Origin of the sequence: Pseudobutyrivibrio sp. LB2011, assembly GCF_000701765.1 — a bacterium.
Lineage (GTDB): Bacteria > Bacillota > Clostridia > Lachnospirales > Lachnospiraceae > Pseudobutyrivibrio > Pseudobutyrivibrio ruminis.
The window spans coordinates 91425-107287 of the sequence record NZ_KL370823.1; the positions used below are offsets into that span (position 1 = coordinate 91425).

At 41.6% G+C, this 15863-nt stretch carries 12 protein-coding genes; 3 read left to right on the forward strand and 9 right to left on the reverse strand.

Annotation, left to right across the window (positions count from 1 at the left end; genetic code table 11):
- Positions 1–71 precede the first annotated feature (71 nt).
- Positions 72–308 (reverse strand): cysteine-rich small domain-containing protein, encoded by a 237-nt coding sequence (locus T375_RS12120; protein ID WP_044938965.1) that lies wholly within the window; start codon positions 306–308, stop codon positions 72–74.
- Positions 309–473: 165 nt separating this feature from the next.
- Between T375_RS12120 and T375_RS13630 the strand changes: the two genes are divergently transcribed.
- Together T375_RS13630 and T375_RS12125 are read left to right on the forward strand one after the other, a co-directional pair.
- Complete coding sequence (locus T375_RS13630) at positions 474–635, forward strand: hypothetical protein (protein WP_155952518.1); 162 nt, start codon at positions 474–476, stop codon at positions 633–635.
- Between the two features lie 8 nt (positions 636–643).
- Complete coding sequence (locus T375_RS12125; protein ID WP_044938967.1) at positions 644–1372, forward strand: ion transporter; 729 nt, start codon at positions 644–646, stop codon at positions 1370–1372.
- A gap of 46 nt (positions 1373–1418) precedes the next feature.
- On the opposite strand, the gene T375_RS12130 is transcribed toward T375_RS12125, so the two are convergent.
- From T375_RS12130 to T375_RS12150, 5 genes are all read right to left on the reverse strand, one after another.
- Positions 1419–2714, reverse strand: coding sequence for a UDP-N-acetylglucosamine 1-carboxyvinyltransferase (locus tag T375_RS12130; protein ID WP_044938972.1), 1296 nt, complete (start codon positions 2712–2714; stop codon positions 1419–1421).
- 8 nt (positions 2715–2722) lie between these two features.
- The gene (locus T375_RS12135) at positions 2723–4465 is read right to left on the reverse strand and encodes an ABC transporter ATP-binding protein (protein ID WP_044938974.1); all 1743 of its coding nucleotides are present in this window, start codon (positions 4463–4465) and stop codon (positions 2723–2725) included.
- Positions 4458–6197 (reverse strand): ABC transporter ATP-binding protein, encoded by a 1740-nt coding sequence (locus tag T375_RS12140; protein ID WP_049960433.1) that lies wholly within the window; start codon positions 6195–6197, stop codon positions 4458–4460. The genes T375_RS12135 and T375_RS12140 overlap by 8 nt, the downstream gene beginning before the upstream one ends.
- 1 nt (position 6198) lies before the next feature.
- Positions 6199–7398, reverse strand: coding sequence for a hypothetical protein (locus T375_RS12145; RefSeq protein ID WP_044938980.1), 1200 nt, complete (start codon positions 7396–7398; stop codon positions 6199–6201).
- A 533-nt stretch (positions 7399–7931) separates the two neighbouring features.
- The gene (locus T375_RS12150) at positions 7932–8729 is read right to left on the reverse strand and encodes a GGDEF domain-containing protein (RefSeq protein WP_155952519.1); all 798 of its coding nucleotides are present in this window, start codon (positions 8727–8729) and stop codon (positions 7932–7934) included.
- Positions 8730–9200: 471 nt separating this feature from the next.
- Here T375_RS12150 and T375_RS12155 point away from each other — a divergent pair, with 471 nt between their 5' ends.
- Positions 9201–9788 (forward strand): ECF transporter S component, encoded by a 588-nt coding sequence (locus tag T375_RS12155; RefSeq protein ID WP_044938985.1) that lies wholly within the window; start codon positions 9201–9203, stop codon positions 9786–9788.
- A gap of 7 nt (positions 9789–9795) precedes the next feature.
- Here the strand turns inward: T375_RS12155 and T375_RS12160 are convergent, their stop codons facing one another.
- The 3 genes from T375_RS12160 to T375_RS12170 all read right to left on the reverse strand — a co-directional run bounded on the left by T375_RS12160 (position 9796) and on the right by T375_RS12170 (position 15862).
- The gene (locus tag T375_RS12160) at positions 9796–10215 is read right to left on the reverse strand and encodes an acyl-CoA thioesterase (protein ID WP_044938987.1); all 420 of its coding nucleotides are present in this window, start codon (positions 10213–10215) and stop codon (positions 9796–9798) included.
- Between the two features lie 470 nt (positions 10216–10685).
- Positions 10686–14213 carry a transcription-repair coupling factor gene (mfd, locus tag T375_RS12165; RefSeq protein WP_044938990.1) on the reverse strand — a complete coding sequence of 1176 codons (3528 nt, stop codon included), beginning with the start codon at positions 14211–14213 and terminating at the stop codon, positions 10686–10688.
- Positions 14214–14215: 2 nt separating this feature from the next.
- Positions 14216–15862, reverse strand: coding sequence for a SulP family inorganic anion transporter (locus T375_RS12170; RefSeq protein ID WP_044938993.1), 1647 nt, complete (start codon positions 15860–15862; stop codon positions 14216–14218).
- Position 15863 lies beyond the last annotated feature (1 nt).

The window sequence follows — 15863 nt, forward strand, 5'->3', positions numbered from 1 at the left end:
GTTCACTTTCACTATTATTGCGCACATTTGTTACTTTTCTGTTAACTAATAGGAAGGTTTTATTTATTTCACTAATTCTTCACAAGTGTCTCCTTGATGAGGTCATAGTTTTCCTTGAGATGTGGCCTCATGCAATTGATGCAGGATTTTACCCCTTTGCTTGTGTATGTGAAATTGCCGCCGCACTTGTCTCCTAGATGGTACAGTGGGCAGTAGCAGAACAGACAATTGAAATTGTCTGGGTCGTCTGTCTTGTGGCAAGGGAAATACTCGCACTCTCTATTTTGAAAATATTTGTAATGTTCCATATGTATACCTCTATCTATAAGCTTTGCTCGAAAAATCCTACTAGAGCAGGGTATTTTCATCGCTCTGCTCGAAAAAGCCTACTGTTATTATACATCAGTTCTACATTATTTTTTCACACCTATTTGTTAGGATTGCCCTATAAACACCTATGTGAGGTAAAAAGTATGTTTAAACACGAAAAAGAATCTCATACTCTGGTGGATGACACTGGTATTCATGAAGATACAAAAGTAAAAAAGATAACCTTCTTTGTAGGACTGTGTCGTCTCGTTACAGTCATTCTTATTGTTCTTGGTGTACTGAATCTGATATACGGAAATATTTGAGGGGAAATATGGAAGATTTTAAGCGAAGAGTCTATGAAGTTGTAGAAGTTTCCAGCATGGGAGACAAATCTAGCCGAGCTTACGATGTTATGATGAACACCGCCATCATCGTAAGTTTAATTCCTATGACTTTTAAAAGGGATATGGCAATGACATTTTGGCTTGAAATATTTGTCACTATTATCTTTTTAATAGACTATGCTGCTCGTGTTTACACTGCTGACTATAAGATGGGCTACAAGAGCTATAAGGCCTACATTGCCTACATTCTTTCACCACTTGCGTTATTTGATTTCATATCAATTCTTCCAATTATTTATTGGTTTACTCCAGTTAAATCCTGGATTGGACTTCTACGTCTATTCAGAGCCTTCAGGGCAATAAAGCTGGTACGTTATTCCAAGACAATGATTGTCATTTCTAATGTAATCAGGAAGGTAAAGAAGCAGCTGATGGCAGTTCTACTTCTGATTACTGTTTATATTTTTATGTCAGCCATGTTGATTTTCCAACTGGAGCCTGAGCTTTTCAACAACTTTTTCGATGCCCTCTACTGGGCTACTATTTCCATTACAACTATCGGCTACGGAGACATATCTCCTGTGACACCAATAGGTCGAATGATTACTATGATATCTGCTTTGGTGGGTGTAGCTGTGATAGCTTTGCCGTCAGGTATCATTACGGCAGCCTATATGAATGAGATAAATAAAAAGAAATCAAAATATGAATTATAAAATCTAGATTATAAAAGGCACTGCATATCGCAGTGCCTTAACTATTCTATGAAACTTTTAATTTGAATTTCTGAAGATCATGCTCAGAATCAACTTCTGCTAAAGTTGCGCCAAGCTTTGAGAACTTGCCAACGATATCTTCGTATCCACGCTGGATGTACTTGATATCGTCGATAACTGTGATGCCATCAGCTGCAAGACCAGCAATGATAAGTGCTGCACCTGCACGAAGATCTGATGCCTGTACCTGAGCACCTGTGTAACGCTCAACACCAGTAACGATAGCAACTGTGCCTTCGACCTTGATGCTTGCGCCCATGCGAGCAAGCTCATCTACATATTTGAAGCGGTTTTCAAAGATTGACTCTGAAACTGTGCTAGTACCCTCTGCAATAGCAAGAACAGCAGTGATTTCTGGCTGCATGTCTGTAGGGAAGCCAGGGTATGGCAATGTGGTAACGTGAGTATGTGTAAGCTTACGTCCCTTTGCAATAACTCTAACAGCATCATCGTATTCTTCGATTACACAGCCTGCCTCGATAAGCTTTGCTGATGTAGCCTCCAAATGCTTAGGGATGACATTCTTGATAAGAACATCACCGTGTGTAGCTGCTGCCGCACACATATATGTACCTGCCTCAATTTGATCAGGAATAACTGCATAAGTAGTGCCGTGAAGCTCTGGAACACCAACGATACGAATAACATCTGTACCAGCGCCACGGATATTTGCACCCATACTGTTAAGGAATGATGCCACGTCTACAACGTGTGGCTCCTTAGCTGCGTTTTCGATAGTAGTCTTGCCCTCTGCAAGAACAGCTGCAAGCATGATATTGATAGTGGCACCAACAGATACCTTATCAAGGTAGATGTGGTTACCAACAAGCTTGTCAGCACGTGCAGACCAAAGACCATAAGACACGTCTACATTGGCACCAAGAGCCTTGAGTCCCTTAACGTGTAAGTCGATTGGACGCGAACCAATAAGGCAGCCACCTGGAAGTGCTACCTCTGCATTTTTATATTTGCCAAGAAGTGCTCCCATTAAATAATAAGAAGCACGAATCTTTTTGATGTACTCATAATCTACTGAAAGACGAGAGATGCTAGAGCCATTAATCTTTACAGTGTGCTCATCCACACGTGTAACTGATGCTCCAATATCCTCGATTGCTCCAATAAGAACATTTATATCTTTAACATTTGGCAGATTTTCAATTGTAACAGTCTCGTCTGTCATGATGGCACCAGCCAAAATACCGAGAGCTGCGTTTTTGGCACCGCTGATTTCAACCTCTCCTGAAAGGGCTGTGCCGCCTTTTATAACATACTGCTCCATATTAACTCCTAACAATTCTCAATTTGACTCCGATATAATTTAGCATAAAAGCCGTTTTTCTGCAATAGCTCCACATGGCTTCCCTGCTCTACGATGCTTCCATCTTTTACAAACAGAATAACGTCAGCCTCTCTAATTGTTGAAAGTCTGTGGGCTACAATGAATGTAGTACGGCCTTTCATCATCTTATTAAATGCTGATTGTATTTTCTGTTCTGTGCGAGTATCAATTGAGCTGGTCGCTTCATCCAGAATCAACATTGGTGGAATATTTAGCATTACTCTTGTGATACACAAAAGCTGCATCTGGCCTTGGGATAATGAGCCGCCCACCGATGAAAGTATTGTATCATATCCATAAGGCATTCTTTTAATGAAGCTGTGGGCATGAGTTGCCTTTGCAGCCTCAATTATTTCTTCGTCTGTGGCATCTGGTTTTGCCATTCTAAGATTTTCTCTTACAGATGCATTCTTTAACCAGGTTTCCTGAAGAACCATTCCAAATTTGCTTCTCAAATCTTCAAGCGACAAATCTCTGATATCAACGCCATCTACTAGAATCTGGCCGGCATCAACATCATAAAAGCGCATCAAAAGATTTATTATTGTACTTTTTCCAGCACCAGTTGGTCCAACAATGGCAACTCGCTGTCCACTTTTAACATTTAAGTTAAGGTGCTCGATTAATTTTTTGCTCTTGTCATAAGAGAAGCAAACGTCGTTGAACTGAATCTCGCCCTTTACTTCAGGGATGGTTGTTTCGCCTTCATCCACTTCAACTTCTGCATCTATCATTTCAAACAATCTGGCTGCGCAGGCCAATGCATTCTGGAACTCAGTGATTACACCTGAGATTTCATTGAATGGCTTTGCGTATGTGCTGGCGTATGACAGGAAACTTGTGAGGCCACCTACTGTAATGCCGCCACCAATTGCCATGATTGCACCAAACACACCAACTGCGGCGTAGATAATATTGTTGATAAGGCGTGTGCTAGGATTAACTGTTGATGAATAAAATGTAGCCTTCATAGATGCATCTGCAAGTCTATTATTCATCATCTCAAATCGTTCTAAGACATCATCCTCGTAATCCATATTTCGGATGATATTCTTGCCTGAAATCATTTCTTCTATATAAGAAGTTTCTGTTCCACGTAATTTTGCCTGCTCTCCGAAAAACTTGTAAGTTTTCTCGGAAATAAACTTTGCCAAAAACAAAGATGCTGGTGTTGCGATAATTACTATCAGCGCAATCTTTACTGAAATCATCAGCATGAAATAGATGGTGCCAAGGATTGTAAGTACTCCTGTGAAAAACTGTGTGAAGCCCATCAAAAGTCCATCTGCAAAAGTATCTGCATCGGAAACTATTCGACTGACGAAATCACCATGTGGATGTGAGTCCACGGTGGAAAGCTTCATGTGCTGAAGTTTTACAAATGCTCTGTCTCGCAGGCTCTTTGTAACGCTGTATGTTATGTCATTATTTACACGATTCATAATCCACTGGGTGAAGAATGTGGCAGCGATTGTCACGGTCATAATCTTTAGCACCTGGATTAATCTGTCGTAATCAATCTGGCCGGGAGCAACTATGCAATCAACCGCCTGACCAGTGAGAATTGGAATTCTCAGGGTCAGGTAAACTGTTGCCAGGGCGCAGATAAGTGAAATAAATATTTTAAAACTGTATGTTTTTAGCTCTATTAAAACGCGATTTAACATACGAGATTGAGACTTTTTATTCATTGCAAGCCTCCTCTCTAGGAAACTGACAGTAGTAAATCTCCTGATATGTGTCGCAGCTTTCCAAAAGCTGGCTGTGTGTGCCAAGGCCTACTGCCTTACCATCCTCTAATACGAGGATTTGATCTGCATCCATTACAGATGATGCTCTCTGAGAAACCAAAATGATGGTTGGCTTCCATGGCAGGCTGTGAAGTGCCTTTCTCAATTTTGCCTCAGTGGCAAGATCCAGGGCGCTGGCAGAATCATCCAGGACAAGGATTCTTGGCTGGCCTACTAAAGCTCTTGCAATTGTAAGTCGCTGGCGCTGGCCGCCTGAGAAGTTTGTGCCCTTGCCGGAAACCTCTGCATTAATGCCGCCTTCCTTTGCTTCCACGAAGTCCATAGCTTGTGCTATATTAAGTGCCGATTTAATTTCCTCATCATCAGCATCCTGCTTTTTCATAGTCATGTTGGACTTTATTGTACCGCTGAAGAGGGATGCCTTCTGTGGAACGATTCCAAACAGATTTGATAGCTCGCCATCGGTCATGGATTTTACATCTGTTCCGTCGATGGATACCTGCCCTTTTGAAGCATCATAAGTGTGGTTCATAAGCTTGAGCAATGTGCTCTTGCCCGAACCGGTGCCTCCGATTACACCAAGGACACTTCCGGCTGGGATGTCCAACGTAATATCCTCTACATCGTAATCATTTGTGCCATTGTAGCTAAATGATACATTGGAAAGCTGGATTGAACCGGCATTTTCTTTCTGAGTATTGCCAGTGCTGTTCAAATGCATTCTTTCATCGGACTTCATTTCCATCAGCTCCTGCACGCGGTCAGCTGAAGGGAATGCCTTCATAAGAAGGACGATGAGATTGGCAAGCTTAATTAGCTCTACCAAAATCTGGCTCATGTAGTTTACTAATGCTACTACATCACCCTGGAGGATAAAGCCTCCATCTACACGTCTCATTGAAACATAAATCAAAAGAACAATTCCAAGGTTTACTGCCACGTATGTGACCGGATTTAAAAGTGCAGAAATCTTTCCTGTGGAAATCTGCATGGAAGCAAGCTCTCCCGTCTTGGCTTCAAATCCCTTCTTTTCCTTATCCACCTGATTGAATGCACGAAGAACTCTAGCTCCCTCCAGGTTTTCAGATGTTGCGTGAAGTACTTTTTCAAGCCTTGCTGCGATAGTTTTGTATCTAGGTAAGGTGTACTTCATAATAATGAACACAATCAATGAAAGCACGCCAACTACCAGCAGGAAAATAAGTGCTGATTTAACATCCACAATAAACGCCATTATAGTTGCACCGAACACGATAAATGGTGAACGTAAGAATAAGCGAAGGACCATATTAATGGCATTTTGAATCTGATTTATATCGTTGGTGATTCGTGTTGTCAGCACCTCGTCACCAATCTTTTCTTTTGTACCCTGAGACAATGAAAGAATCTTTGCAAAAAGATCTCTTCTGATTTCGGCTGCTGCATATACAGCTACATTTGCGCTAAAGTACTGGGCTGTAAGCGAAAACACTAGTCCTACAACTGCCAGCAAAAGCAAAACCCCACTCATCCTAATGATGTAGTGGGTATCTGAGCTTGCGATACCTTTGTTAATGATTGACGCCATAACAAGTGGTACCAAAAGCTCAAATATCGCCTCTAGCATTTTGAATAGTGGGGCAAGTATTGCTCGTATTTTATATTTTTTGAGATAAGTAAGTATAAAACTCATATTACTCTGCTTCTGTTTCCTCAGTTGATTCATCTGACTCTGCAGATGTTTCTTCAGTATCCTCTTCTGCTGATGTATCTTCTGTGTCTTCTACTTCTGTGTCTTCTGTTGCATCTTCAGATTCTTCTGTATCAGTTGTCTCCTCTGTAGTTGCATCATCTGTTGTTTCTTCTGTTGTTTCTTCTGTCTCAGTCTCAAGTGTCTTGAACAATGTATCAAACTCTACCTTTGCCCAAGCCTTCTCATCAACTGTCCATGTGATAGCTGCCTTCCATGTCTCAAGGAGATCATCGAATGCATCTGACTCAAGTGATTCTTTCTTTGTCTGAGAAGCATCCTCATCGTGATCTGCATCAAGGTGAATTACATAGTAACCAACGCCTTCGATTTCGATAACATCTGATGTCTCGCCCTCATCGAGTGCCTCTGCTGCTTCGATGATAGCCATATCCATTGTGTCATCCTCTTCCTCGCCCTTGAGGTAAGAATATGTAGATGCTGTTGCCTCAAGCTCCTCTGCCTTTGCTGCGTAATCATCAGCTGCTGCAAGCTCTTCAGCGTTAGCCTTTAAATCTGCGATTTCTTCTTCTGTGTATTCAACTGCGTTGCCTTCCTCATCTGTAGTGCCTGTTGTATCGAAAAGCACATATGAGAATGTACGCATCCAGCAATCTTCATCAGAAATGCTTTCGCCTGCTTCTTCCATTGCTGCATTAGAAACTAATGAATAGTATGTTCTGTACTCTAAGTACTGCTTTACATATTCCTCTGTAGCACCCATCACCTCAAGTGTCTCTGCTGGGTTGTCTGAAATGAACTTTGCAGCTGCTTCTGCAATTGCTGTATTCTGCTCATCTGTAAGAGTGATATCGTAATCGCTAGCGTGAAGCTTTGCTAAATACTGGTTCTCAATATCCTCTAAGACACCTTCCTTTGTGTCATCCTCCATTGTAGAGCCTGTACCAGTCATATCTGTTGACCACATGCCCTCACCATAGTATGCAAGCAAATACTGGTCGTACATTGACTGCTGATATCTGGCTGCGAAATTCGCATAGCCAAGGGAGATTGTATCCTTTGTGCCATCTCCTGTATTTATTGTTACAAGAGTAGTGTCAGGATTGAACTTACTACATCCTGTAAAAAGAACTGCTGCTGCAAGTGCAGCAATACCTGCTGATTTAATCATATTTTTATTCATTATAAATTCCTCCTGAGTGAACCCACCCATATTTTTTCAAGCCTTTTTATTATAGTTAATCCTGCTGAATTAATCAATTATTGGGGCGTATTCTGATTTAAAAGTATAGTAATCTTTTGTTTCTATAGTTGACTTGGACTGTGATTATTGATTGTATTCTTTTTTCATTGTCATCTTGGGCGGAAAGTATTGAATTTGATTTATTTTGAGATTTAATACTTAAAAAATTATGATATTCAACTTGCTTTGTAATATGAGTATTAATATAGCATTAATATAGTATTGAATTTAAGTTTTTCTTTATTTTAATACTTAATAACAATAATCTATGCCATTTTCAGGTATTAAATTTTAAAATTGATTCATTTTAATACTTTTAATTTTACTTTAATCATTATTTTCTTCTTGGGGCTCGATATTTCTCTCAGTATTTTGAGATTGTTAGAATTCCAGCAGGATTGTTTCGATGCCTCTAGAATTCACGAGATTAACTAATAAAACAAAAGCCTGACCATGCCGGTCAGGCTTTTGTTTTATACGCATCTTTTATAATAATCTCGCTTGCTTTCATACATCTTTTCATCTGCAATCTTGATGATTGTTGAGATGTCTTTGTGGCCGTTTCTTGAAGCAACGCCATGTGAAATGGTAAATCCATTAACAAGATTTCCTTTCCAGTTAGCAGTTAATTCATCTAATGTATTTAGGCTTTCTGCCGCCTCATTAGCAGTGCCAATGTGAATCACACAGAACTCATCTCCACCGAAGCGATAAATATATTCATTTCCTTCAAATGCTTTTTTCAAACACTGTGCTGCTGCTACAATTAATTCGTCACCTGCATCATGGCCAAGTGTATCGTTGGCCTGCTTCAAACCATTTAAATCTAGCATAGCTAAACTAAAATCAACCTGCTGCGCCTCTATCTTTTGTAAATCTTCTTCAAATGCACGTCGATTTTTTAGGTCTGTCAGCTGATCGTAGTAAGCGTACTTCATCTGAATATTTGCAAGTTCCTTTTTAGACTCGGCATATACAAATCCAGCACATCTTTCCTTGCTGATAACATGACTCATAAGGATACCAGCAATGGCGAATATAATCAGGTTTGTGAATCCCCAAGAATATATCTCTGGCTCGATGACATTTCTGCAAAGTATCGCATATACGATAATAGCAATTGTCTCCATCACACAGTCTGTAAAGGTATTTTTAATAACTAGCGTTGGCACAATGATAGTGAATGCAATCATTGTTGCTGTTCTAACATCTGGCTGGAAATATGCGATTGCTATACCTGCCATCAATATCATGAACGAAAATGTAGCCACTAATAATTTGATTACTCTTTTGTTTTTCCTTGCAATGGTTTGACTAGTTATGAAAATTGCAATACTAAGAATCAGTGAAATATAAAGACTAATCGACAGGCGTTGTACGCGCTAGCCCTCAATGACATCAATAGACTCATTACACAGAACTGTATTGCGCACATGGATCCGGCCCCAACAGTTCGTCTGTTGTCCTCGAAAACCACATCCTTTACCTGGTTGAATTCCTCTTTGGACACTCCCATGTAAAATAAATCGTTATATAATTTTTGTGAATTTAACATAAAACTACTGCTCCCCAGACTTTCTGTTGTGCTCAACACAACGATAATGTAGATTATACTCTTTCCTAAATTCATCTACAATAAATCTATGTCTGTCCCCCAGAAAATTCACAAAATTATCACTTTTTTTAATGTCATTAATACTCTAGTATTCTTTTCAACAAATCAATTGAACAGGAGGATATTTATGAAAAACGAAAACATAACACGACTAACAATTTCAGGTTTAATAGCTGCACTTTGCTATGTTGGCTACGCTGTATTTCCAGCTATCAATGCTTCTGGCACCAAAGTTCACCTCGGCAATGCTTTTGTTGTTTTGGGAGCACTATTAATTGGAGGCTTATATGGAGGATTAGCCGGAGCTGTAGGACTTTCACTGGCTGATATTTTATCTGGATATGCTGCATCTTCGCCTAGAACTTTTATTACAAAGCTTGTAATTGGTCTTATTGTGGGATTGATTGCTCACAGAATTGCAAAAATTAATGAGTCACACAAAAGCTCATATATCATCAAGTGGTCTGCTATTGCTGCTGTTGCAGGTCTAGGCTTCAACTGTATTTTTGAGCCTGTATTGAAATATGTTTGGTATACATTATTAACCCCAGACGCAGAAAAAGCGACTGCTGCAATCGCTGCACTAGTAGCTGTAACTACTTATGCAACAATTATCAACGCCGCTATTAATTCTGTAGTAGGTGTAATTTTATACAATGCATTGCGCCCAGCTCTCTACAAGGCAAATATCTTCCCTGTAAAAGCTAGCGCTTAATATAGATTTACTGGTCTTCAACCATGTTCATTAAGCACTGGTAGAAATCGGGATATTCTTGTTTCATTCTGATTGGTCTACCTTGTGTATTCAAAAAAGCGTGACTTGTTGTGCCAGTACAAACCACTTTACCTTCTTCATTTTCCATTGTGTATGAAAGAAAGAGTTTTACTCCTTTGAACTCCTTCACTGCTACTGCTATTGCAATCTTTTCAGAAAAAACAGTGGAAAGCTTATAATCACAAGAAACATTTAAAACTGGGGATACAATTCCAAGAGCTTCCAACTTGTCAAATGGCCAGCCAATTTGATTAAGAAAATCAACTCTTGCCTCTTCCATCCACCTAATGTAGTTAGAGTGATGTGTTATCCCCATTTTATCTGTTTCATAGTACTGCACTATGTGAATATACTTACTGGTCTCCATATTCCTTCTCTCTATTTACTATCTAGCTTATATTTTCTATTTCAGATAGTAAGTTTCTTCCTCTTTCTTACTATCTAATACCCATTTTCTCATTCAGATAGTAAGTTTCTTCCTCTTTCTTACTATCTATTCTCCATTTTCCCTTTCAGATAGTAAGTTTCTGCCCTTTTCTTACTATCTAATATCCATTTTCTCATTCAGATAGTAAGTTTCTGCCCTTTCCTTACTATCTACTCTCTATTTTCCCTCTCAGATAGTAATCAGCACTGGTGGTGTCGCCACACTCCCAGTTTCAAACCTGCTTGGCTACCCCATATCTGCATGCTGGCGCAGTGTCAAGAGGCGAAGCGCCGCAAGGCCTTGCTCTTGACGCAAGACAGCTGCTGATATGCTGTAGCTAGCAGGTTGAAACAACCTCAATTATTTCCAACAGCTTTTCCACCTAGCACCTATCACACCTTTGCCTTGCTCTATTCTTCCACCTTTATAGACTTCAAATCCAATAAGAAGTCCTGCAGGTAGTCAAACACTTCGTTTGGCTTTATGCGGGTGTTGGCCTTGGTGTTGAAGATAAAGGCCGGGTTCTTTGGGTCAGCTGCGAATGTGATGTGTGGGTTGTTGCGCTCCAGGAGGGCTGGAATCTGAGCCACGTCGATTTTGGCCTTTTCGTACATTACGATGCGGATGAAATCGCCCTTTTGCTCGATGGCTGTGACGTATGCGTCGTGAGCCTTTACGCGGAGCATTGCCACCCAGAGAAGATTCTGTACGCATCGCTTTGGCTCGCCAAAACGGTCCACAAGCTCGTCCAGCATTTCGTCGCGAGCTTCCTCAGAATCGATGGCCGCAATACGCTTGTAGATGTCGATTCGCTGCTCCTCGTTGGATACGTAAGTATCTGGCAAGTAAGCCTCGATGTTGATGTCCACTGATGTGTTGAAGCTCTCTTCCTTGACTTCGCCCTTTTCAATCTTTACTGCCTCGTTCAGCATCTTGCAGTACAGGTCGTAACCTACTGCTGTCATGTTGCCGTGCTGCTCCACTCCAAGCAGATTGCCGGCGCCACGGATTTCCAAATCACGCATGGCAATCTTGAAGCCTGAGCCAAGATCTGTAAATTCCTTAATAGCAGCAAGACGCTTTTCGGCAACTTCCTTTAACATCTTGTCTCTGCGATACATTAAGAAGGCATATGCGGTACGGTTGCTTCGACCAACTCGGCCACGAAGCTGATACAACTGAGACAATCCCATGTTGTCTGAGTCATGTATGATTATCGTATTTACGTTAGAAATATCCAAGCCAATTTCAATGATGGTTGTAGCAACAAGCACATCGATTTCATGGTTGATGAACTGCATCATAACATCCTCAACCTTGGCCTCAGTCATTTGGCCGTGTATGTAGCCCACCGTTGCCTCCGGTACAAGTCGCTCAATTTCTGCCGCCATATCCTGAATTCCACGAACACGGTTGAAAACATAATATACCTGACCGTCGCGGGCCATTTCTCGAACGATTGCCTCACGAACCATTTCCTCATTATATTCAAATACGAATGTCTGGATTGGAGTGCGCTCCATTGGGGCCTCATCCAAAACACTCATATCACGTATTCCTACTAGCGACATGTGAAGTGTACGAGGAATTGGTGTAGCAGAAAGTGACAGCACATCTACAGTCTTTTTCATCTGCTTTATGCGCTCCTTGTGGTTTACACCAAATCGCTGCTCCTCATCGATTATGAGCAGTCCTAAATCCTTGAACTCCACATCCTTTGAAAGCAAGCGATGAGTTCCGATAACAATATCTACTGTGCCTGCCTTCAATCCTTCGATTGTTTTCTTTTGCTCGGCTGCTGTTCTGAATCGGCATAAAAGTCCCATGTTTACTGGGTAGCCTCCCATACGCTGAACAAAGTTGTTGTAGTGCTGCTGAGCAAGGATAGTGGTTGGAACCAAATATGCCACCTGCTTTCCTTCCTGCACTGCCTTGAAGGCTGCTCGCATGGCAACTTCTGTTTTGCCGAAACCAACATCGCCGCAGATAAGGCGGTCCATGATTTTAGTAGATTGCATATCCGACTTAACAGCTTCGATTGCTGAAAGCTGGCCCTCCGTCTCCTCGTATGGGAAGCTTTCCTCGAATTCCTTTTGCCATACAGTATCTGGACCGTATACGAAACCATCTGTATTCTGGCGAAGAGCGTACAAATCCACAAGCTCCTTTGCCACAACTCCAACGGCAGACTGAACCTTCTGCTTTGTTCTAGTCCATTCCTGAGTACCTGCGCCGAGGCTGTTGAGCTTTGGCTTTTTACCGTCCGGGCCGGAATATTTTTGAATCATATCCAGCTGAGATGTAAGGACATAAAGATTGCTGCCCTTTGCATACTCAATCTTGATATAATCGCGGATAACCTTGTCTATTTCCATCTGCTCGGTACCCTTGTAGACACCGAGGCCATAGTTTTCATGAACGACATAATCCCCTACATGCAAATCAGAGAAGGATGAAATTGACTCTCCCTCGTACTTCTTTACACGATGCTTTTTCTTGCGGACGTGGCCGAAAATATCACCATCTGAAAGCATTACAAAGGCACTATCAGGATAGTCATAGCCGCGCTTTATATTTCCTACACAAAGCATAGTTTCACCAGGATTTATCTGATGATCCAAATCTGATGTGAAATATGCATTTAATCCTTCCTGCAACAAATCCTCTGCCAGGCGCTGTCCCTTGGTAGATGAGCTTGTCACAAGAAGCACTTTGTATTTACGTTTCTTGTACTGAAGGAGCTCCTTGGTGAGAAGCTCGAAGCTGCCGTTGTATGCGTTTACTCCCTGCACAGCGATGCTGAAATGGTCTGCAGATTTAAGGAGCTTGTTTTTTGCATCGAGAACTGACATAAGTGTGGTTGGGCACTTTTCGATTTTGGCAAAAATCTCCTCCACACCGTAAAGCATTTCCATCTGGCCCTTAAGCATGTAGCCAGCCTCTACTCGACGAGTCATGGCATCGGAAAACTCTGTCTGAGTAACTTCACCCTTGGTAATAACCTTTTGAACCTCATCGATGAAGACATAAGTGCCCTTAGGCATGAAATCGATGAATGAGCCAAGCTTATCGCAGAAGTAAGTAAGATTTGTCTCAAGCTCCTGGCTAAGGCCCCATTCTCTGGTTTCTTCCACTACCCTATCGGCATATGTTTTCAAATGATATGCCTCTTCTGTCTTCATTTCCTTGCGATATGCTTCGTAGCGCTCATCTCGCTCGGCCTCGATTTTAGCAAGACCTGCCTCTACCTCGTCAGCGGAAAGGATAAGCTCAACTGCTGGGAAGATGATTACCGAGCTGATATTCTCGATTGACTTTTGGTTGCTGGCATCGTAGGAACGGATGCTATCAACCTCGTCGCCCCAAAGCTCGATACGTACTGGCAAATCTGCGGTAAGAGGGAACACGTCAATGATTCCACCTCGCACTGCAAATTCTCCAGGATGCTCGCAGGTGCCCACTGCCTCGTAGCCCATAGCAACTAGCTTGCGGCGCAAAGCCTCAAGCTCAATAGTATCAGTATCGGAAATGGCAACAACACCATCCTCAAAATAAGACACATCCGGTAGCTTATTCATAAGGGCGTCGATAGTGGTGATGACGGTACAGCTGTTGTTATTTATAACTGCCTCAATAGCATTCATTCGTTCACGAGTAAGGGCATTACCTCTGATATCGGACTGATAAAAAAGAAAATCCTTGGCTGGAAAATATACCACATCATTATCGTAAAAACGATATTCCTCGTATAATTCTCTGGCCTTCAGCTCGTCCGATGTGATAATCAGATTGTGGCTGACATCATGCCCAATACCAAAAATGAGGTGCGCTTTATCAGCACACCCCGTGATATCGTAAACCTTGCCATAACGAGCTAGAGCCTCGCGAAGAGACTCAACAGCTGTTAAATTTTTAAATGGTTCCAAAAAAGTTTTCATAATTATTTGCCTATAATCTTTTCAGCTCTATCAAGTGCTGCATCAATGTTTGGCTGGAAGTTCTCAGCTCCTACCGTATTTACGAAGTCAGCCTTTTCCATCATGTGACGTGGCTGCTCATTTACGTGTGAGAATACAACTGTAACTCCCTTTTTCTTTGCTCGCTCAACCAAATCGCGAAGTGCTCTAAGAGCAGTAACGTCGATGGCTGGAACAGAACGCATTCTGATGACAAGCACCTTTGTATAATCCTTTACGTTAATGCTTTCTGCAAGCATATCAGAAACACCAAAGAAAAGTGGTCCTGTGATTTCAAATACTCTGATTTCCTTTTCAACTGGACGTAAATCATCAACAAACTCTGCATCGTCTGACTGATATGTCCATCCGCTGACATGAGTCTCCTCGCTCATTCTCTTGATGAAGAGGATACATGCAACAATCATACCCCACTCAATAGCAACAACAAGGTCGAATACTACTGTGAGAACGAATGTAAGTACAAGTACGATGATATCTGACTTTGGAGCAAACTTTACAAGTCTTACGAAAGGTCTCCACTGGCACATGTTGTATGCAACCTGGAAAAGGATTGCTGCGATACATGGCATTGGGATGAACTTTGCATATGGCATAAGTACAACAAGTACGATAAGAAGTGTAACTGAATGAACCATACCTGCTACTGGTGTACGACCGCCGTTTTTGATGTTGGCAGCTGTACGAGCGATAGCTCCTGTTGCAGGGATACCACCGAAAAGAACTGATCCGATGTTACCGATACCCTGACCAATAAGCTCCTGGTTACTTCTGTGCTTGCTGTTTACCATTCCATCTGCAACTACTGCAGAAAGAAGTGACTCGATTGCTGCAAGAATTGCTATCGTAAATGCGTTAGGCATTTCGTTTCTAACTACTGCAAGTGAAAAATGTGGAACTGAGATTGTTGGCAAGCCTGCCTTTAAATCTGGATAAAGAGTTCCGATTGTGTTTACGTTAAGGTGAAGTCCCTGTACCATCGCGATGCTTACGAATACAGCAATGATTGATGCAGGAATCTTTGAGAAGAACTTTGGCCAAATGATAAGCACTGCAAGACATACAACGCCAACAAGTGTTGCCTGCCAGTTGAGTGAATCAATGTTGCCAAAGAATACTTTTAATTTGTCGATTGTTTCGATTGGCTTTTCACCGTGGAAATCTACACCGAAGAAATCCTTGAACTGACCAATTAAAATTGTAACTGCGATACCGGCTGTGAAACCAGTTGTGATTGTGTATGGGATGAATTTGATAAGTGCGCCGGCCTTTACCACACCTAAGATGATAAGAATAATACCAGCCATGATAGTTGCAATGATGAGACCATCCATTCCATCAGTTGCAATGATGCCTGCTACGATTGTAGCGAAGGCTGCTGTAGGTCCAGCGATCTGAACTGTACTTCCTCCGAAGAAGGAAATCAAAAATCCAGCAACGATTGCTGTATATAAACCTGGCTCTGGGCCAACACCTGAGGCCAAAGCCAAGGCAATAGAAAGTGGCAATGCGATGATTGCCACAATGATTCCAGATACTAAGTCTTTAAAGAACTGCTCCTTGCTATACTTCTTCATGCAAGTAAACAGCATAGGTTTAAAACTTTCCATT